Annotated in this window: 18 protein-coding genes; 12 read left to right on the top strand and 6 right to left on the bottom strand. The window is 59.7% G+C overall.

What is annotated here, in order from left to right:
• Positions 1-144 precede the first annotated feature (144 nt).
• The 5 genes from HJB89_RS16880 to HJB89_RS16900 all read left to right on the top strand — a co-directional run bounded on the left by HJB89_RS16880 (position 145) and on the right by HJB89_RS16900 (position 3,370).
• A complete protein-coding gene (locus HJB89_RS16880) occupies positions 145-312 on the top strand; it encodes a hypothetical protein (protein ID WP_221139574.1) in 168 nt (55 codons plus the stop codon).
• Positions 309-887 (top strand): BA14K family protein, encoded by a 579-nt coding sequence (locus HJB89_RS16885; protein WP_207583884.1) that lies wholly within the window; start codon positions 309-311, stop codon positions 885-887. The genes HJB89_RS16880 and HJB89_RS16885 overlap by 4 nt, the downstream gene beginning before the upstream one ends.
• A gap of 92 nt (positions 888-979) precedes the next feature.
• Positions 980-1,294, top strand: a complete 315-nt coding sequence (locus HJB89_RS16890; RefSeq protein ID WP_207583885.1) for a hypothetical protein — start codon at positions 980-982, stop codon at positions 1,292-1,294.
• A 111-nt stretch (positions 1,295-1,405) separates the two neighbouring features.
• Positions 1,406-2,290: a hypothetical protein gene (locus HJB89_RS16895; RefSeq protein WP_221150239.1), complete on the top strand. Its 885-nt coding sequence runs from the start codon at positions 1,406-1,408 to the stop codon at positions 2,288-2,290.
• Between the two features lie 78 nt (positions 2,291-2,368).
• Entirely contained in the window at positions 2,369-3,370 is a 1,002-nt protein-coding gene (locus HJB89_RS16900; RefSeq protein WP_221150240.1) for a L,D-transpeptidase family protein, read from the top strand.
• 46 nt (positions 3,371-3,416) lie between these two features.
• Here the strand turns inward: HJB89_RS16900 and HJB89_RS16905 are convergent, their stop codons facing one another.
• Entirely contained in the window at positions 3,417-4,208 is a 792-nt protein-coding gene (locus tag HJB89_RS16905; RefSeq protein ID WP_207583888.1) for a phenylalanine 4-monooxygenase, read from the bottom strand.
• A gap of 124 nt (positions 4,209-4,332) precedes the next feature.
• On the opposite strand from HJB89_RS16905, the gene HJB89_RS16910 reads away from it, so the two are divergent.
• Positions 4,333-4,794: an Lrp/AsnC family transcriptional regulator gene (locus tag HJB89_RS16910; protein ID WP_064838158.1), complete on the top strand. Its 462-nt coding sequence runs from the start codon at positions 4,333-4,335 to the stop codon at positions 4,792-4,794.
• 42 nt (positions 4,795-4,836) lie between these two features.
• On the opposite strand, the gene HJB89_RS16915 is transcribed toward HJB89_RS16910, so the two are convergent.
• Positions 4,837-5,337, bottom strand: a complete 501-nt coding sequence (locus tag HJB89_RS16915; protein ID WP_209885195.1) for an Lrp/AsnC family transcriptional regulator — start codon at positions 5,335-5,337, stop codon at positions 4,837-4,839.
• 130 nt (positions 5,338-5,467) lie between these two features.
• On the opposite strand from HJB89_RS16915, the gene hppD reads away from it, so the two are divergent.
• The 4 genes from hppD to maiA are packed head-to-tail and all read left to right on the top strand — an operon-like array spanning position 5,468 to position 9,670.
• A complete protein-coding gene (gene hppD, locus HJB89_RS16920; RefSeq protein WP_221150241.1) occupies positions 5,468-6,577 on the top strand; it encodes a 4-hydroxyphenylpyruvate dioxygenase in 1,110 nt (369 codons plus the stop codon).
• Positions 6,578-6,635: 58 nt separating this feature from the next.
• A complete protein-coding gene (gene hmgA, locus HJB89_RS16925) occupies positions 6,636-7,997 on the top strand; it encodes a homogentisate 1,2-dioxygenase (RefSeq protein WP_221150242.1) in 1,362 nt (453 codons plus the stop codon).
• 18 nt (positions 7,998-8,015) lie between these two features.
• Positions 8,016-9,041 (top strand): fumarylacetoacetate hydrolase family protein, encoded by a 1,026-nt coding sequence (locus HJB89_RS16930; protein WP_221150243.1) that lies wholly within the window; start codon positions 8,016-8,018, stop codon positions 9,039-9,041.
• A complete protein-coding gene (gene maiA, locus HJB89_RS16935) occupies positions 9,038-9,670 on the top strand; it encodes a maleylacetoacetate isomerase (protein ID WP_221150244.1) in 633 nt (210 codons plus the stop codon). Before HJB89_RS16930 ends, maiA begins: the two co-directional genes overlap by 4 nt.
• A 55-nt stretch (positions 9,671-9,725) precedes the next feature.
• Here the strand turns inward: maiA and HJB89_RS16940 are convergent, their stop codons facing one another.
• Positions 9,726-10,196: an MEKHLA domain-containing protein gene (locus HJB89_RS16940; RefSeq protein ID WP_221150245.1), complete on the bottom strand. Its 471-nt coding sequence runs from the start codon at positions 10,194-10,196 to the stop codon at positions 9,726-9,728.
• A gap of 308 nt (positions 10,197-10,504) precedes the next feature.
• Between HJB89_RS16940 and HJB89_RS16945 the strand changes: the two genes are divergently transcribed.
• On the top strand, positions 10,505-11,839 hold the full coding sequence (locus HJB89_RS16945) for a hypothetical protein (protein ID WP_221150247.1): 1,335 nt from the start codon (positions 10,505-10,507) through the stop codon (positions 11,837-11,839).
• Between the two features lie 116 nt (positions 11,840-11,955).
• Complete coding sequence (locus HJB89_RS16950) at positions 11,956-13,185, top strand: patatin-like phospholipase family protein (RefSeq protein WP_409201828.1); 1,230 nt, start codon at positions 11,956-11,958, stop codon at positions 13,183-13,185.
• Here HJB89_RS16950 and HJB89_RS16955 read toward each other — a convergent pair.
• From HJB89_RS16955 to HJB89_RS16965, 3 genes are all read right to left on the bottom strand, one after another.
• A complete protein-coding gene (locus HJB89_RS16955) occupies positions 13,182-13,397 on the bottom strand; it encodes a hypothetical protein (RefSeq protein WP_221150249.1) in 216 nt (71 codons plus the stop codon). The genes HJB89_RS16950 and HJB89_RS16955 overlap by 4 nt on opposite strands.
• A gap of 657 nt (positions 13,398-14,054) precedes the next feature.
• Positions 14,055-17,870: a vitamin B12-dependent ribonucleotide reductase gene (locus tag HJB89_RS16960; protein WP_221150250.1), complete on the bottom strand. Its 3,816-nt coding sequence runs from the start codon at positions 17,868-17,870 to the stop codon at positions 14,055-14,057.
• Between the two features lie 589 nt (positions 17,871-18,459).
• Positions 18,460-19,050, bottom strand: coding sequence for a hypothetical protein (locus HJB89_RS16965; protein WP_207583901.1), 591 nt, complete (start codon positions 19,048-19,050; stop codon positions 18,460-18,462).
• Positions 19,051-19,061: the final 11 nt, after the last annotated feature.

Genomic DNA, 19,061 nt, shown 5'->3' on the forward strand with positions numbered 1-19,061 from the left:
GCGCGTCCAATAGCACGCGCTAAGGACGCTCTATCACTTTCAATCTGCGCATAATCCTTTCCGAAAATCGGTTCCGATTGCGGGGTTGTGCGTGACAGCCGGTGCCCGGCGGAGAGCGCCGCCGCCGGGGCCGAGGAGAGGAACATGATCTATTCCGAAGAGAAATCCGCAGGTCTGGCCCTGCCGCTGATAGCGATCCTGCTGGCGATCGCCGGCATCCTCGCCATGCTTGTCGTCACCGGCGGACGACATGGCAGCACTGCCGGCCGCGTCTGGGTTCCGCAGGCGCAACAGCAGGGGGTGGGCCAATGAACGCGCTGGCATCTGTCGCCTTTGGAATCGTCAGCTCCGTCGGGGCCTGCATAGCCGCCGCATCCGTTGCCTCCCACGTCGTGGCGGATTCCGAGCCTCATGCCTTCCAGGATCTTGCGGCGCCCGATCTCTGGACGACGCAACCGGTGAAAGTGGACCCTCGACTGCAGCGTTATGAACGGATTGCGCCTCTCTATTCCAGCTATGTCACCGAGGCGCCGGCCATCATGACGGCAACGACGAAGCCGGAATCCGCTGGCCCGTCAACTGAGCGCCTGGCACAGCTGCCAAAATTTTCGGCCGAGCACCTCGCCTGGTGCGCGCAACGTTACCGCTCCTTCGATCCTGCGACCAACACCTATCGATCCTATAGCGGTGAGATCCGCGCCTGCTCTTCGTCGTACCAGCCTGATATCGCCGAGGCCGATCAAGGTGCGGGCACCAAAGTGAATGCGAAGACGGCTTGGTGCTCCGCTCGCTACAGGTCGTATCGACCGGAAGACAATACATATCAACCATGGGACGGCCCGCGGCGCACCTGCGACGCGCCGGTCCTCGTGGCGACGAGTAATTGATCATCACGGTGTCGAGCCGCAGTAGGACCAAAGTCCGTGTTGCAAACGCTACGGTTGTGATATCGGTTGTGTTGAGGGTCGGGGAGCAGGGGATGGCGACGACGCTGATAACGGAAATTCAGAGGGCGCAGATAAGGCTGCGGTCCTTGAGCAGGGCGGACCGGGGAGCCCTTATCATCCGCATTCTGCGGGAGCTGAAGACGCATCGGCAGGAGGTTCTCGGCAACGTGCCGGCCGACCGTTGCGTCTGGATCGACACGCTCATCGCCTCGGTTTCGTCGACCATATCGGAAATCACGGGCATGCCGGACGGCGAGTTCAATCGTGTCTTGAGCGAGTTCGAAAAGCTTATGGCAACGCTGCATGATATTTCGCATGCGGACCAGCGATTGAAGACAATTCACTGAGGGGGAATTGCCCGCGTCCGTGTCGAGCAGTCGTCGTTCTTGTTGATTGAAAATTGAGGGGTTGGTGTCGCCCCCGGGAAACCGATCCCTTGGCGCAAACGTTCTCCTTCCATGACCGAAACGAAATCCCCGGCTGATCGTGACGACGCGCCGTCCGGCGATGACGACCCCAAGCCCGGCGCTGACGTTTCCTTTCCTTACGACAGGATGACCGTCGAGCAATTTCGACGACGCTTCCCCCGTGCCCGCTGGAGCGACGCCCGCAAGGCCTGGTTCGTTCCCGGCCGGACTGCCTCCCGTCGCATCGGACGATGGCTTGCCGAGCAGGAGGCCGAAGCCGACGCCCATGCGGATGCGAAGGGACGCGATGCCTTCGCCTTCGATCCGATCGATAGTCCATACCTCGAGCTTGGCAAGGCAGGCTTTCGAATCCGCACGCCATACTCGAAGACCGCCGTCGACGAGTTGCGCGAAGTGCCCTTCTCCCGGTGGGACGGCGATCTCAAGATATGGCACGTTCCCTGCCGATCCTATGAGGAACTCAGGCGCAGATGGCCGGATATCGAAGCGGCGGCCCGAAGAAACGAGCCGGAGGAGAGACGACGTCGAGCCGAGGAGCGGAAGGGGACCGCGCTGGATCTCCGCAGCAGGCTCCGCTCCGCGGAACGTAAGCGCCGTCGTTACCCGCTTCCCGGCGACGACCTGCCGCCGATCGGGAGACCCGTCGCGATCTCGTATGGGATCGTCGTCTTTACGGAGGTCACCGGCGAACTCGCCGACCCGGCTGTCGTGGCGGACCTCTATCCCCGCGGAACCGACGATCAGGTCTGGGGATATTGGCGGGTGCCCACACTCGAAGAACTCGTCCGCACCCGGCCCGCGAAAATGCCGCCGCTTCAGGACGCTAAGTGGTGGCTGCCGACGATCGAGGAACTCAGGCCCGCCCGTCACGCGGCAAGATCGCGCGAAGCCAAGAGCCGTGCGAAGACGCTGTGATCTGGAGAAGGACTTGAAGCGACTAAGCCTAAAGTCCGAGTAGCTTTGCTCGATGGAACAAGTTTCGGCGATGGTCATTTGTCGTTTATGAAAACAGCCCTGCCGATATCGCTGCTCGCTTTGGTCATCTCCGTTGGCGATGCCGCCGCGGGGGAACTCAAGCCCGATGCAATCAACGCCGCTTCGATTGCTTCCATCAAAGCAGACAAGCGCTCGTCCGAAGATCCGGACCCGGCGATCATCCGCCTTCAGGTCCTGCTCGACCGCGCCGGCGCGTCTCCTGGCGTCATCGACGGGCTCGCCGGCGAGAACGTCAACAAGGCGGTCGCCGGTTTCGAGGCGATGAACGGCCTTCCTGTCGATGGCAGGCCGGATGCAGAGGTCGTTTCCCGCTTGGAAGGCGTTGCCCCGATCGTCGAGAGCTATGTCGTCTCGCCAGAGGATGCCAAGGGTCTCGTTGACCGGATCCCCGAGGATTACGGCGAGAAGGCAAGGATGCAGAGCTTGGGATATACCAGCGTTGCGGAGAAGCTATCCGAGCGGTTTCATATGGGTATCGATCTTGTGAACGCGCTCAACCCGGCTTCGCAGTTCGCTCCTGGCGACACGGTGTGGGTCGTGAATCCTGGTCCCCCAAGGGAAGGCAAGGTCAAGAGGATTGAAGCTGACAGGAAGACCGGGCAGGTACTGGCCTATGCCGAGGACGGAGCACTGCTTGCAGTCTACCCGGCGACGATTGGAAGCGAAGACAATCCGGCGCCGTCGGGCAAGCACAAGGTCAAGGGCGTCGCGAGGATGCCGGTCTACCGCTATGACCCGAAGCTGAACTTCAAGCAGGGAAAGAACGACAAGGTCCTGACCATTCCGAAAGGGCCGAACGGCCCGGTCGGAACCGTCTGGATCGACCTGACGGAGCCGACCTATGGAATACACGGGACACCTGAGCCGAAGCTCATCGACAAGGTTGGCTCGCATGGTTGCGTTCGGCTGACGAACTGGGACGTCGAAGAGCTGGCCGCCATGGTCAAGCCGGGTGTCCTGGTCGACTTCGTCAATCGAAGTTCAGCCGCTCCGAAGTGACACGCAGCATGCTGCGATCCCACGCTCTTCCCCACCGCTTCAGCGCTTACGAAGCCTTGGCCTCGAAAGCGGGGGCGAAATCACCGAGCGATTTCGCCTTGAGGATCGTAGCCTCGATATCCTGCTCTATGATCGCCTCCAGATCGGCGAAGCTGTCGATGACGTAGTAGATCGGCTGGAGGATATCGATACGGTAGGGGGTTCTCAGCACGCTCAGCAGATCGAACGGCCGAAATTCGCAGGCCATACCCTCCGTTGCCGCCTTCGCCTCGCTTGGCGATGAGACGATGCCTGCGCCGAAGCAGCGGCGGCCTTGCGGCGTGTTAATCAGGCCGAATTCGACCGTGAACCAGAAGATCCGGAACAGATGCCAGGAATAACCTTTGCCGAGGCGGACGGCGGTTTCGCCGAAATGCCGGACGAAATTGGCATAACTCTGGTTGGTCAGCAGCGGGCAGTGACCAAAGACCTCGTGGAACAGGTCCGGTTCCTCGATATAGTCGATATGCTCGCGACGGCGCAGGAAGGTTGCGAGCGGGAATTTGCCTTGCGACAGAAGCTCGTAAAAGCGCGAGGGCGGAATGAGCGCCGGCACGCCTTCGACCCCGAAGCCGGTGGTGTCGTTCAGGCGTCGGCTCACATCGAGAAGCTGCGGCACCTTCTCCGGCTTGAGGCCCAGCAGTTTGACGCCGTCGAGATATTCCTGGCAGGCGGTATCGGCCAGCATTTTCATCTGGCGCCGGTAGAGTTCGCCCCAGATCGCATCTTCCTCGGCTGTGTAGTCATAGAGGCCGTCCGGGCCTGGCAGTTTGGCGGTGTAGCTGCTTTCCTTGGTCATAGGCTGATCCTCCCGGAGCATGACGATATTCCTGCCATTATCCTCCAGCTTTGGCGGATTTTCTTTTCTTTCATCTTGGCTCTTGCCATAATGGTGGCAGATTTTCCCGAGTGTTGGGCAGAAAATGAAAGAAACTGGGAACTTTCGCCGCACCCTTCTGCAGCTCATCCAGGCCGACGGCAGCCTGTCGCTGGCAGATCTGGCTGAGAAGGCCGGCATGTCGCAGAGCTCGGCCTGGCGGAAGATCCAGGAACTGGAAGCCGACGGCGTCATCCGCAAGCGCGTGACGCTGCTCGATCCCGGCAAACTTGATCTCAAACTCTGCGTGATCGCCCATGTCACCCTGGAGGATCATCACGAAGAGGCGGTGGCCTCTTTCGCTTCGGTGGTGCTGGAGCGGCCGGAGATCATGGAGTGTTACGCCTTGTCAGGCGCTTTCGATTACATGCTGAAGATCCGGGCGAGGGACGTGGAAAGCTACGAAGCTTTCATGACCCGCTACCTCATGCGCAACCCGCATGTGCGCACGGTGGTCTCGAGCTTCGTGCTGCGCGAGCTGAAATTCTCGACCGAACTGCCGCTTTGACGCTTATCGCCAAATAAGTCGTTGATCGGTGGCAATGGGAGATCATCGCGCGCTGTCGCCGTGCCAGCTGCCGGGCATGCGCACCGGAAAGCCCTCGAAGGTCTTCAGCGTATCGAGCACGATCGAGGTCTTCACGTGCTGCACAGACTCGTGCGGCAACAGAACGTCGTTGACGAATTTGGAGAGGTCGGCGAGCCCGCGGGTCGCGACCTTCAGGTGATAGTCCATCTCCCCGGTCAGTGCATAGGCTTCGAGAACCTCCGGCAGCCCGTTGATCAGCTGGGAAAATCGCTGGGCATTGTCTCTGTTGTGGGTGGCAAGCGTCACGGAAATGACCACCAGCATATCCAGCCCCAGTTTTTCCCGGTCAAGGTAAGCCCGATAGCTGCGAATATAGCCCTCGGCCTCCAGTCTCGTCCGCCGGCGCGAGCATTGCGACGGGGAAAGCGCGATGCGATCGCCGAGCTCGTTGTTCGTCAGCCTGCCGTCCTTTTGCAGTTCCTGTAGTAGGCGCAAATCCAGTTTGTCGAGCTGTTCATCCATTGCGTAAAATCTCCAAAACGCTCACGAACCGTGCATAATATCTTCTCATGGCATGAAGAATGCAAGGATTTTGCACGCGTTTTGGGCCACACTTTGCGCAGTCAAACTCCCATCTAATCAGGAGGAGAAAATGGGTCCTTTCCCGCATAATGCACCGCCATCCGAAATCACCGCCGACAACCCGGCCGGCACCGACGGCTTCGAATTCGTCGAGTTCGCGCATCCCGAACCCGAAAAGCTCAGCGAGCTCTTCACACGCATGGGCTATGTCGCCGTTGCCAGGCACAAGACCAAGGACATCACCGTCTGGCGGCAGGGCGACATCAACTATGTCGTCAATGCCGAGCCCGGCAGCCATGCCGCCCGCTTTGTCGAGCAACATGGTCCCTGCGCCGCATCGATGGCCTGGCGTGTCGTCGACGCCAAACACGCTTTCGACCACGCGTTGTCGAAAGGCGCCGTTCCCTATGAAGGTGATGACAAGCTACTCGACGTCCCGGCCATTACAGGCATTGGCGGCTCGCTGCTCTATTTCGTCGAAACCTATGGCGCCAAGGGATCTGCTTACGATGCTGAATTCGATTGGCTGGGCGAGCGCAACCCGCGCCCCGAGGGGATCGGTTTCTATTATCTCGACCACCTGACCCACAACGTCTTCCGCGGCAACATGGACAAGTGGTGGGATTTCTACCGCGAGCTGTTCAATTTCAAGCAGATCCACTTCTTCGATATTGACGGCCGCATCACCGGTCTGGTGAGCCGCGCCATCACCTCGCCCTGCGGCAAGATCCGCATTCCGCTGAACGAATCGAAGGACGACACCAGCCAGATCGAGGAATATCTGAAGAAGTACCGGGGCGAGGGCATCCAGCACATCGCCGTCGGCACCGAGGATATTTACGGCGCCACCGACCGGCTTGCCGACAACGGGTTGCGCTTCATGCCGGGTCCTCCGGAGACCTATTACGACATGTCCTATGAACGCGTGAACGGCCACAGCGAACCCATCGAACGCATGAAGAAACACGGCATCCTCATCGATGGCGAAGGCGTGGTGAATGGCGGCATGACGAAAATCCTGCTGCAGATTTTCTCCAAAACCGTCATCGGCCCGATCTTCTTCGAATTCATCCAACGCAAGGGCGACGAAGGTTTCGGCGAAGGTAATTTCCGGGCTCTTTTCGAGTCGATCGAGGCCGATCAGATCAGGCGTGGTGTCATCGGGACGGCGGCGGAGTAAGCTCTCTCGCGCGTCTGAAAAGACGCTCGGCGGAGAGTTTTTCGGGGAGGAGTTGAGCATGGACCAGACATCGATCCAGACGTCGGGCGGTGAAGGCGCAACGGCAAACAAGCTGAAATACATGCCGGGCTTCGGCAATGACTTCGAAACCGAGTCGCTTCCCGGCGCCTTGCCGCAGGGCCAGAACAGCCCGCAGAAATGCAATTACGGTCTTTATGCCGAGCAGCTTTCCGGCTCGCCGTTCACCGCGCCGCGCGGGACGAACGAGAGGTCCTGGCTCTATCGCATTCGCCCGAGCGTGCGTCACACCCGGCGCTTCTCCAACGCCACCTATCCGCTCTGGAAAACCGCGCCTTGCCTCGACGAACATTCGCTGCCGCTGGGCCAGCTTCGGTGGGATCCGATCCCCGCACCAACGGAGAAACTGAACTTTCTGGAAGGGGTGCGGACCATCACGACGGCAGGCGATGCCGTGACCCAGGTCGGCATGTCAGCCCATGCCTATGTCTTCAACGAGGACATGGTCGACGATTACTTCTTCAATGCCGATGGCGAACTGCTGGTCGTACCGCAGCTCGGCGCCATCCAAATATTCACCGAAATGGGCATTATCGATGTCGAGCCCCTGGAAATATGTCTCATCCCCCGCGGCATGATGTTCAAGGTAGCCAGGACCGGCGAACAGACGGTCTGGCGTGGTTATTTATGCGAGAACTACGGCGCCAAATTCACGCTGCCCGACCGCGGGCCGATCGGCGCCAACTGCCTGGCAAACCCGCGCGACTTCAAGACACCTGTCGCCGCCTTCGAGGACAAGGAAACGCCTTGCCGCGTCCATGTGAAGTGGTGCGGAAAATTCTATGTCACGGAGATCGGCCATTCGCCGCTGGATGTCGTGGCCTGGCACGGCAACTACGCGCCGTTCAAATATGACCTCAGGACATTTTCTCCAGTCGGCGCCATCCGCTTCGATCACCCCGATCCGTCGATTTTTTCGGTGCTGACGGCGCCGACCGAAGATGCAGGCACCGCGAATGTCGATTTCGTGATCTTTCCGCCGCGCTGGCAGGTCGCCGAGCACAGCTTCCGTCCGCCCTGGTACCACCGCAACATCATGAGCGAATTCATGGGCCTGATCCATGGCCAGTATGACGCCAAGGAGGAGGGTTTCGTGCCGGGCAGCATGAGCCTGCACAACATGATGCTGCCCCACGGGCCGGATGCGCTCGCCTTCGAAAAGGCAGCCAATGCCGAGCTCAAACCGGTGAAGCTCGATCACACCATGGCCTTCATGTTCGAGACCCGATACCCGCAGCAACTGACGAAATACGCAGCCGAGCTGGAAACGCTGCAGGACGATTACCTCGAATGCTGGGACGGGTTGGAACGCAAGTTCGACGGAACCCCCGGTATCAAGTGATAGCATCGGAATTGGAACATGAAACTTGCGACCTTGAAGGATTCCACCAGAGACGGCCGCCTCGTCGTCGTGTCCCGCGACCTGACCCGCTGCTCCGAAGTCGGCCATATCGCCCGCACGCTGCAGGCAGCACTCGACGACTGGGAGCATGTGGCGCCGAGACTTGCGCTGATTGCCGAAGGCATCGAGACAGGCGCCCAGCCGACGCTCCGGTTTCACGAGCATGACGCAACGTCACCTTTGCCGCGGGCCTATCAATGGGCCGACGGTTCCGCTTACGTCAACCATGTCGAACTGGTGCGCAAGGCGCGCGGCGCCGAGATGCCGGCAAGCTTCTGGACCGATCCACTGATGTATCAAGGAGGCTCGGATAGTTTCCTCGCGCCGCGCGAGCCGATCCTGGTGGCTGACGAGGCCTATGGGATCGACATGGAAGGCGAGGTCGCCGTCGTCACCGGCGACGTTGCCATGGAGGCAAGCCCGGAAGCGGCACGCGACGCCATCCGCCTCGTGATGCTGGTCAACGACGTGTCGCTGCGCGGTCTGATCCCCCACGAACTGGCCAAGGGATTTGGTTTCTTCCAATCCAAGCCGGCTTCGGCATTTTCGCCTGTCACTGTGACGCCGGACGAGCTCGGGGACGCCTGGGATGGCGGCAAGCTGCATCTGCCGTTACTGGTCAGCCTGAATGGCAAGTCCTTCGGCAAGGCCAATGCCGGCATCGATATGACGTTCGATTTCGGCCAGCTGATCGCCCATGCCGCCAAAACCCGAAATCTGACGGCCGGAACGATCATCGGCTCGGGAACTGTTTCCAACAAGCTCGACGGCGGTGCGGGCAGGCCGGTCGCAGACGGCGGCGACGGCTACTCCTGCATCGCCGAGATCCGGATGATCGAGACGATCGAAACCGGCTCGCCGAAGACGCCCTTCATGCGGTTCGGCGATCAGGTCCGCATCGAGATGAAGGACCGTGCCGGCCACTCGATCTTCGGGGCAATTGAGCAGACCGTCGAACGATATGGGGGAATGAAGCCGTTATGAGCGAAGTCGTTCTTTACGACTATTGGAGATCGTCCGCGAGTTATCGCGTCCGCATCGCGCTCAACCTGCTGGAGATCGACTATCGGACGGTGCCGATCAATCTGCTGGAGGGAGCGCACAGGAAGCCGGACTATCTCACGCTCAACCCGCAGGGGCTGGTGCCGACCCTGGTGATCGATGGACAAGTTCTGACCCAGTCGTTGGCCATTATCGAATATCTGGCCGAGCTACGGCCGGAATACGGATTGCTGCCATCGGACAGCGCCGACCGCCAGCATGTCCGCGCGCTTGCCTATGCGGTCGCCATGGACATCCATCCGATCTGCAATATGCATGTCGTAACGCATCTCCTGACCATGACCGACAAGGCTGACGCCCGGGAGGAATGGATGAAGCATTTCATCGCCGACGGATTGCGCAAGCTGGAGGCGATGATTGGCGAAGTCGATGGAGCCTTCAGCTTTGGCGATCGGCTGACAATGGCGGACTTCTGCCTTATCCCACAAGTCTACAATGCCCGCCGTTGGGGCGTTGATGTCACCAATTTCAAGCGTATCGTCGATATCGACGCCCGGTGCGCCGAACTGCCGGCCTTCCAGGCGGCGCATCCCGACTGCGTAAAGCCGTGACGTCACCGCCGAAGTACAATGCATCAGGCTGAGGCCCTGCAATTGGACAGAGAGACTACGCGTCCTGCCACGAAGGGAACGTTGCAGCCTGACCCAGCCGCGTCCCGGCTTCATCGATCAGTTGCCAGACGGTCACATTCTCGATCCAGAAACGGCGCCCCGATTTCGCGATCCTGACGCCGCGGCCATTCTCGACAAAACCATCGCGGGTCACGCTATCCAGCAGCCGCTGACGCTCGGCGCGGTCAGGCTGCTCGGTCGAAAGCCGCGACGGCAGCGAGATGAATTCATCCCAGCTATATTCGAAGCAGGTCTGCGCCGTGCGGTTCGCGTAGATGAAGCGTGGGTCGGGCTCGCTATTGTGCGCGAGGACCACGAAAGGCGCATCGTGGTAAAGCCAGTCAGGCCCCTGCCCATCCTGGACAAGGCGACGGCCGACGATGCGCATGTGGCTTCCGGTGAGCAGGGAAAAGAAATCGGGATCGCTCGTCAGGTCGAGGGCATGATTGTCATGGGTAGAAGTCACGAAGTGCCTCGCTGGTCAAATGCTTCGGTGCAGGCGACATAGCCGATATTCATTGCGCAGGTCGATGCCTTGTGAACTGCGATCCTCACGCTGGCGTTTACCTTCTCTCAACACTTCTGATTGTGCCGCTTGCCAGAAGATCGCCCTTGTGCATTGATCGGATACTGCTGGGGTAGGTATCTACTTTCTCTGCGAAGCTGTTGTTCTTCAGGCCGTAATCGGCGCCGTTTGGTCGCCGATAAGGCAAGGCTCAATCCGGCTATACCCCTGCGCAAGTTATGCTGCGAATGACCACAGGAGAAATACAGGTGCTCGAGGGCTGGGGAAGAATGCGCAAATCCGTCTCGTTGATATCGATGCTGCTCGCGTTCGTCGCCATGGCCGGAGAGGGGCATGCGGCAATTTCCTACCAACGTCTGGACGGCGCCCCGGGAGAGCGTGGTCTGGTGATAAAGGGCGTGTTTGAATTCTCCGACGATCCGATGAAGCTTGTCGACGAATACAGGCAGTATCAAGCGGACTATATCAGCTTTGACTCGCCCGGCGGAAACGTGGTCACCGCGATCAGCTTCGGCCGCGCCATCCGCGCGCTGAATGCAAGAACGATCCAGATCAGAGCCATGGAATGTGCATCGGCTTGCGCCTTCGCCTTCGCCGGCGGCGTTGAAAGGTTTGCCGAGCCGGGCTCCATCGGCGTGCATCGGGTTTCCCTGTCCGACGATGTCCCCATGGACAACAAATTGGCAGTCTCGTCCGTTCAATCGCTGACCGGCGACATCATCGGATATCTCACCGACATGGGGGTAAGCCCCAATCTGCTGCAGCTCAGCCTGTCGATCGACAGCACTGATATAAGGTATCTCACCGCTGCGGAGATGCGGGACTGGAATATCAACACGCCCGAGAACATGCCCTCGCCACAGGAAAGCGGGTCGCCACCTGCGGACGCGGCGCCTCAGGTGAGCGCAAAACCCGCCGACATGCCGTCGGCGGACCCAAGCGCGCCCGAGGAGGGTGCTGCATCCCCACCCGGCGACCTGACCACAGATGCGATTGATTTCGCCAACCGATACAATGACGAATGGTCGAAAGACAGCGCTTCGGCGCTGGCCTTCATGAAAAGCGTCTATGCCGACGAGGTCTCCTTCTTCGGGACCTCGGTCGACAAAGACGTCGTCCTAAAGGACAAGGCGGCCTTCGCCCAACACTGGCCGGAGCGCATATACAGCGTCAAGCCCGGCTCCTTGACTGCCAGTTGCGCCGGAAAATGCGAAATGTCAGGAGTTGTCGAGTGGTTTGCCCGCAACCGGGATACGGGTAGGACTTCCTCCGGGATGGCGGAATTCTCTTTCGTGTGGAACACGGCCTCCCTGCAGATCGAGTCCGAGACCGGAAAGGTGCTGGCCACGGACAAGGGTGCCAAGGCGCCGGATCGATTGATCCATCAGTGGATAGGATTGGACGACATCTGCCGCGGCAGCACTGATCGTTACGCCATCGAGACGGAGCGCGCCTGCAAACGGCGTGACGCGCTTGGTCCGCTGCTTGATCGCGTTGACTGGTGTTACGGCCATGAAGGCGAAGCCGGAATGGACTGGGCGTGGCACAAATGCGATGCCAACTCCAAGAGGTATGGCGAGTAAGTAGCGCACAGGCCCAAAGACGAGTGACCGGTGGTTGCCCTGAGGAAGAAATGTTGGGAAACTCACATTCCTGAGGGAGGCCGTGCATTTCAGAGGACGAGTATTTCGAGGAGGACATTGTCTTGTCGGAATCCGACGAACTCGAGAGGCCCGCCGGGCGCTACCAACTCGGCCTTTGCCTTTCGGGCTGCGGTTATCGGGCCATGCTTTTCCATGCGGGATCGCTTTTTAGGCTCAACGAAGCCGGTCTTCTGGCGAAGCTCGATATGATTTCGTCGGTATCGGGCGGATCAATCGCGTCTGGCCTGCTGGCCTATGTGTGGCCACGGCTCGTCTTTGGTCGCCGTCAACTCAAGACCGAATACATCGATCGCATTCTGGCTTTCAGTCAGATATTCGCGGATGAGCCGAGCTTTCTGAAAGGCGTGTTCAATCCCTTCTCGAGCGCGGCGGAGGAAGCCGTCAAACTCTACGAGCGACATCTGTTCGATGGAAAGTCACCAAGCCTGAGAGATCTTCCGGGATCGCCCTGGTTTGTCTTCTGCTCCAGCAATCTCAGCACCGGTTCGCTCTTCCGCATGTCTAACCGCTATATCGCCGACTACAGGATCGGCGTGTCGTTTCATCCCACGCTTTCGCTCGCGACCCCGGTTGCCGCTTCGGCTGCATTCCCGCCCGTGCTGTCACCGTTGCGATTGGATCTGTCGCAGTTTTCATGGGAGAGGGAAAAACTCGATCACACTGTTGGCGAACCTGTCGCTCCGGGCCGGGCGATATTGAGCGACGGGGGCGTTTACGACAATCACGGCATCGAGCCGGCTCTGAAACGCTGCGACTGCCTGTTCATCAGCGACGCCGGAGCGCCTTGGCGCTCTTCGACCAGCGGATACTGGAACTATCTTACTCAGCTCAAGCGCGTTCTCGATACGACCGACAATCAGGTGAGGGCCTTGAGGCGGCGAGACCTGATCGGCGGTTTCAAGGCCGCAGAACGGGCTGATATGCTTGGCCTCGACGATCCCTCCAAAACTGCTTTGCGCGCGAGAACGCGTGGCGTCTATTGGTCGATCGACAGCAAGGACGTCCAACTTAAGCCATATGCAACTTACACGCTGCAGTCGTCGTTCGTCGTTCCCTCCGACGTCGGCACCTACCTTCATTTCCTGGGCGCGGAGGAAACGGAGCATCTGACGAATTGGGGGCACTACGTGTGTGACGCGATGCTCAATCGGTTCAATCAATCTCCCTTGGCGCCATCGTCCGGCCCGCCGTTGATTGCCGGGAGCGTGAAGCGGTCTTGGGCGGCGAGCACAAGCAAACGCCTCTTCGACTTCTTGCCATTTTAACGGACGCCAAGGGTTCCGGCTAAAGGTTTGGTCGTCTCGTCGTTGCCGAACGCTGGAACGGCCGCGGGACCAACAAGAGGATGGATGCCGCGCTTTTCCGGATAGACCACACCCGAGACGGTTTCACCATCGACTACCGCGGGCGCAAAGTAGAAGCTGTCGCCGCGCACATGGAATCTTGCGGAAACGTCTTTTCTCCTTGGACGCCGCATCTGCTGTGTCCTTTTGGACCGCATCGTAGGCGATGCCTACGGTTTGTGCCCCTGGGGGGCAGCCGCTCGATGCCTTCAGGCGGCGCTAACGTCGCATACGGGATGGTGATTTTGGTCGATTCAGAAATAAGTATGCCAAAAATAAACCGAAACTTTTATTCAGCTAGCAAGCGCGGAAAATCTCGAACGTGCACCTTGTCTTTTGCGGCCATTTCCGGTGCCGAATGATAGGCATTTTTTGCTTCTCTTCGAATACCTGCGCGCCTAACGTTTCAGTAACTTCCTGAAGAACGTCGACAAGTTCAATAAAGTCGGGGCAGTTTGATCCGAGACGATTCTTCAGTTTTCCCACTCATGGCCCGGAGAGCGTTTCTTACCTCACCAGTTCCCCATTTTATAAACGCATTGTTAACAGGCGGTATTTGTCCAACAACAAGACTCCAAAGATCCAGGAGTGGTTGCCTGTGACCAAGTTCGAGCGCCTTTCGGGCGCTCGAACCTGCAATTCGAAAAGTTGTTGCATCCGAACGGTTTGTTGGGGAGGGGCAGATAATTGTCTGAGGAATTTCGATCCATGCGGAGGGCTTGCGCCCTCCACCGTTGATCACAACAAGGTTATGGTTTTCCACAGACCGACGCATCTATCTGTGCCCCTACTTATGAGCACCCGCTCGTAGCCCCACACGTGTCGCACTTCTCGCAAGTCCCGTTCCGCACCATCGTGAAGTTCTGGCACTCCGAGCACATGTTGCCGGTATAGCCCTGCATGATCGAGCGTTGGCGGCGTTCGGCTTCCCGCTTCTTGGCTTCGGATTTCGCCGTTGCCGCGTCCGCTGCTGCCTTGTCGGAGAAGAGGGCGGTGGCGTCGCTGGTGATTTCCTCGGTTACCTCCTCGGCGATCTCTTCGGCCAGCTCCTTGGCGCGCTCCTCGTAATCGCGCTTGAAGGCGACGATTTCGGAGGTGGAGATGGCAACCGTCGGCTCCAGCTTGCGGGCAGCACTACCGGCAAAGACGGTGACGGTGCCGGTGGACGTGGCGCGGGCAGGGGCTGCGGTGGCAGAACCCTTGGGTTCGCCAGCCTGGCGTTCGCCGCCGGTGCCGGACACCAGCGTCGGCTTGTAGCCGCGGGTCCAGCCGGTGGAAAGCAGGTTGGTCTTGCCTTCCTGGATGCCCTTGCCGAGAGCGGTGTTGGAGAAATCCGACGTATCGACATGCGCGAGGTCATGGCGGCCGAGATAGGAGACGGCCAGTTCGCGGAAGACATAGTCGAGGATCGAGGTGGCGTTCTTGATCGCATCATTGCCGATGACCATGCCGGCCGGCTCGAACTTGGTGAAGGTAAAGGCCTCGACATATTCCTCGAGCGGCACGCCATATTGCAGGCCGAGCGAGATGGCGATGGCGAAATTGTTCATCATCGCACGGAAGGCAGCGCCTTCCTTGTGCATGTCGATGAAGATCTCGCCGATGCGGCCGTCGCCGAATTCGCCGGTGCGGAGATAGACCTTGTGTCCGCCGACGGCGGCCTTCTGGGTATAGCCCTGGCGGCGGTTCGGCAGCTTTTCGCGTTCGCGCGAAACACGTTCGACCACCCGCTCGATGATCTTCTCGGTGATGGTGACCGCCTGAGCGGCGAGGGGCGCCTGCAGCAGTTCCTCCAGCGCATCCTCGTCCTCCTCGTCCTCGATCAGCGAGGCATTGAGCGGCTGCGACAGCTTCGAGCCGTCGCGATAAAGCGCGTTGGCCTTGAGGCCGAGCTTCCAGGACAGCAGATAGGCGTTCTTGCAATCCTCGACGGTGGCGTCGTTCGGCATGTTGATCGTCTTGGAAATCGCGCCCGAGATAAAGGGCTGGGCCGCCGCCATCATGCGGATGTGGCTTTCCACCGAGAGGTAGCGCTTGCCGATCTTGCCGCAGGGATTGGCGCAATCGAACACCGGCAGGTGCTCAGCCTTCAGGAAGGGTGCGGCTTCCAGCGTCATCGCGCCGCAGACATGGATGTTGGCGGCTTCGATGTCCTTCCGGGAGAAGCCGATATGGTCGAGGAGGTTGAAGCTCATGTCGGCCAGCTGTTCGTCGGAAACCTTCAGCGTCTCCTTCAGGAAGTCGGCGCCGAGTGTCCACTGGTTGAAGACGAACTTGATGTCGAAGGCGCTCTTCAGCGCCGCGTTGACGGCGTCCACCTTCTCGTCGGTGAAGCCCCTGGTCTTCAGCGTCGACGGGTTGATTGCCGGCGCCTGGTTCAGGTTGCCGTGGCCGACGGCATAGGCCTCGATCTCGGCGATCTGGCTTTCCGAATAGCCGAGCGTGCGCAGCGCGTCGGGCACGGCGCGGTTGATGATCTTGAAGTAGCCGCCGCCGGCGAGCTTCTTGAACTTGACGAGGGCGAAGTCGGGCTCGATGCCTGTGGTGTCGCAATCCATGACGAGACCGATCGTGCCTGTGGGCGCGATGACCGAGACCTGGGCATTGCGGTAGCCATGCTTTTCGCCGAGCTCAAGCGCTCTGTCCCAGGCCGATTTGGCGTGGGCGACGAGATCCTGGTCCGGGTTTTCCGAATGGATCAGCGGGACCGGGTCGATCGACAGCGTCTCATAGCCGGAGGTTTCGCCGTAGGCGGCGCGGCGATGGTTGCGAATGACCCGCAGCATGCTCTCGCGGTTCGGCGCGAAGTTGGGGAAGGGCCCGAGTTCACCCGCCATTTCGGCCGAGGTCGCATAGCAGACACCGGTCATGATCGCGGTCAGCGAACCGGCAATGGCGCGGGCTTCGATGGAGTCGTAGGGAATGCCCGACGACATCAGCAGACCGCCGATATTGGCGTAGCCAAGGCCGAGCGTGCGGTATTCGTAGGAGAGTTCGGCAATACGCTTCGACGGGAACTGCGCCATCATGACCGAGACTTCGAGCACGACGGTCCACAGGCGAACGGCGTGTTCGTAGTCGGCGATGTTGATGCGCTTGGTGGCCTTGTCCTTGAACTGCAAGAGGTTCAGCGAGGCAAGGTTGCAAGCCGTGTCGTCGAGGAACATGTATTCCGAGCACGGGTTCGAGCCGCGGATCGGGCCGCCGGCCGGCGACGTATGCCAGTCGTTCATCGTCGTGTTGAAGTGGATGCCCGGATCGGCCGAGGCCCAGGCGGCGTAGGAAATGGTTTCCCAGAGATCGCGCGCCTTCAGCGTCTTCATCACCCTGCCGTCCTTGCGGGCGGTCAGGTTCCATTCGCCATCATTCTCGACGGCGCGCAGGAAGTCGTCCTTGATCGAGACCGAGTTGTTGGAATTCTGGCCGGATACCGTGAGATAGGCTTCCGAATCCCAATCCGTGTCGTAGGTCTTGAATTCGAGATCCTTGTAGCCCTGGCGGGCGAACTGGATGACGCGCTGGACGTAATTCTCGGGAACCTGGTCCTTCTTGGCAGCGCGGATTTCGCGCTTCAGGGCAGGGTTCTTGGTCGGATCGAAACAATCGCCGTTGTCGCCGCCTTCGCAATTGAAGCAGGCCTTCATGATCATCTTCAGGTGCCTGGCGACGATCTTCGAGCCGGTGACGAGGGCCGCGACCTTCTGCTCTTCCTTGACCTTCCAGTTGATGTATTCCTCGATATCGGGATGGTCGATATCGACGACCACCATCTTGGCGGCGCGGCGCGTCGTGCCGCCCGATTTGATGGCGCCGGCGGCGCGGTCGCCGATCTTCAGGAAGCTCATCAGGCCGGAGGAGCGGCCGCCGCCGGAAAGTTTTTCGCCTTCGCCGCGCAGCATCGAGAAGTTGGAGCCGGTGCCGGAGCCGTATTTGAACAGGCGCGCCTCACGCACCCAAAGGTCCATGATGCCGCCTTCGTTGACGAGATCGTCCTCGACCGACTGAATGAAGCAGGCATGCGGCTGCGGGTGTTCGTAGGCCGACTTGGACTTGGTCAGCTTGCCGGTGAAGGGGTCGACGTAGAAATGGCCCTGGCCGGGGCCGTCAATGCCATAGGCCCAGTGCAGGCCGGTGTTGAACCACTGCGGCGAGTTCGGGGCAACGCGCTGGGTGGCGAGCATATAGGCAAGCTCGTCCTGGAAGGCCGAAGCATCTTCCTCAGAAGAGAAGTAGCCGCCCTTCCAGCCCCAATAGGTCCAGGTGCCGGCAAGACGGTCGAAAACCTGGCGCGCATCGATTTCGGAGCCGGTCTGCTCATCCTTGGACAGGGTCTTCAGCGCCGCATCGTCGGGAACGGAGCGCCACAGGAAGGAAGGAACGTCGTTTTCCTCGACCTTCTTCAGCCGGGTGGGAACGCCGGCCTTGCGAAAATACTTCTGCGCCAGAACGTCGGTCGCGACCTGGGAGAACTGCGCGGGAACGTCGATATTCTCGAGGCGGAACACGATCGAACCATCAGGGTTCTTGATCTCGCTCGTCGCCTTGCGGAATTCGATATCCGCATAGGCGCCGTGTCCGGCCTTGGTGAAACGACGTTCGATGCGCATGGTCTTAACCTCGTGTTGGCGCCCGATCCCCGCGACCAGGGCGCAAAATTCCTATCCGGCGGCACTTTTGTCGTCGTGCAGCCAGTCTCGTTTCCGTATTGTCACAGGGGTGTCATCCGGAGATGCTCTTCCTGTATCTTGTGGTGATGGTGGCTGCAAACACTAAATATAGTATTAACAGCTTATTATCGCCAGTCCCAATGTCACTTTTTTTGGAGGCTGAAAACCGCGCAGAAATCCTGTCAGGCCTGAACCGTTCCCGGCACATTACCCTGATTCCGCGTCTAATTTTCAAAAGGGAACCGGGCTCGTTACCTCCGGTCCTGTCGCCGCCGCAACATCAGAGACAGTAAGTTTGAAACAGGTGATTCCGTCAAGGGCTGGCTCTTAATAGATTGCTAACCACAACATCTTGTGGATGCGCCTGTGGAGATTGGGGAAAGCCGGGGAGCCCTGAAATTACAATGGCTTGCACGCGTCGCCGGCTAAGGAAAGTGCTGGAACGGCAAAAAAACGTCCCGCGGCAAATCTTGTGATGGCATTTCCGGCGCAAATGCGCATGCCGATTCGGCGAGGAAATTCGCACTCTTCAGAGCGCATCGATGGCGATGGTGACGGTGGCGACGCCGATCGGCCTGTCCTCTTCGTCCATGACGACGAAGCTCGCCTGCGTTTCGAGCATCTGGGTGGATTCGTTGCGTTCCGCCCGGTCGATGAAAATCTCGCGGGAGCCGTTGGCGAAAGTTCTGAGGTATTTTTCCTCGTCGCCCTGCCAATAGTCGGCGGTGATGGTGCTTTGCCCTACGTTCAGCCCATGACTGTCGGTGACGAAAAATTCGACGATCGCCCCCTGCGAGGCGTCCTGCCTGGTTTTCAGGTAATGCGACACGGATTTGTCGAGCAGCAGCTTGACCATCTGCAGGTGGTGCTGATCGACCTCCGACCGGTAGATCTCGTCGAGCACCCGCATATCCATTTCGCTGACATTGCCGAACTGCGCATTCTGCTCGGCGATGGCTTTCAGCACCAGCGGCGTTTCCACCATTGGCCGGATCCGCGTCTCGACATAGTCGCGCACCAGGGGAATATAAGCAGGCTCGGCGCGGGCAAGCGTCGGCGGAAACAGAAAGGACGCCAACCCAAGGGTTACAGCCGCTCCTATATGCACCCACCGCGCCATCTTGCTTCCCT

Origin of the sequence: Rhizobium sp. NZLR8 (assembly GCF_019685025.1) — a bacterium.
Classification (GTDB): domain Bacteria; phylum Pseudomonadota; class Alphaproteobacteria; order Rhizobiales; family Rhizobiaceae; genus Rhizobium.

Bases quoted from the DNA above. Each gene is read 5' to 3' on its own strand.
- HJB89_RS16890 (WP_207583885.1), top strand. From the start codon at position 980: ATGGCGACGACGCTGATAACGGAAATTCAGAGGGCGCAGATAAGGCTG.
- HJB89_RS16965 (WP_207583901.1), bottom strand. From the start codon at position 19,050: ATGGCGCGGTGGGTGCATATAGGAGCGGCTGTAACCCTTGGGTTGGCG.
- HJB89_RS16915 (WP_209885195.1), bottom strand. From the start codon at position 5,337: ATGGATGAACAGCTCGACAAACTGGATTTGCGCCTACTACAGGAACTG.
- HJB89_RS16955 (WP_221150249.1), bottom strand. From the start codon at position 13,397: ATGCGGCGTCCAAGGAGAAAAGACGTTTCCGCAAGATTCCATGTGCGC.
- HJB89_RS16880 (WP_221139574.1), top strand. From the start codon at position 145: ATGATCTATTCCGAAGAGAAATCCGCAGGTCTGGCCCTGCCGCTGATA.
- hppD (WP_221150241.1), top strand. From the start codon at position 5,468: ATGGGTCCTTTCCCGCATAATGCACCGCCATCCGAAATCACCGCCGAC.
- maiA (WP_221150244.1), top strand. From the start codon at position 9,038: ATGAGCGAAGTCGTTCTTTACGACTATTGGAGATCGTCCGCGAGTTAT.
- HJB89_RS16905 (WP_207583888.1), bottom strand. From the start codon at position 4,208: ATGACCAAGGAAAGCAGCTACACCGCCAAACTGCCAGGCCCGGACGGC.
- HJB89_RS16930 (WP_221150243.1), top strand. From the start codon at position 8,016: ATGAAACTTGCGACCTTGAAGGATTCCACCAGAGACGGCCGCCTCGTC.
- HJB89_RS16885 (WP_207583884.1), top strand. From the start codon at position 309: ATGAACGCGCTGGCATCTGTCGCCTTTGGAATCGTCAGCTCCGTCGGG.
- HJB89_RS16910 (WP_064838158.1), top strand. From the start codon at position 4,333: ATGAAAGAAACTGGGAACTTTCGCCGCACCCTTCTGCAGCTCATCCAG.
- HJB89_RS16895 (WP_221150239.1), top strand. From the start codon at position 1,406: ATGACCGAAACGAAATCCCCGGCTGATCGTGACGACGCGCCGTCCGGC.
- HJB89_RS16960 (WP_221150250.1), bottom strand. From the start codon at position 17,870: ATGCGCATCGAACGTCGTTTCACCAAGGCCGGACACGGCGCCTATGCG.
- hmgA (WP_221150242.1), top strand. From the start codon at position 6,636: ATGGACCAGACATCGATCCAGACGTCGGGCGGTGAAGGCGCAACGGCA.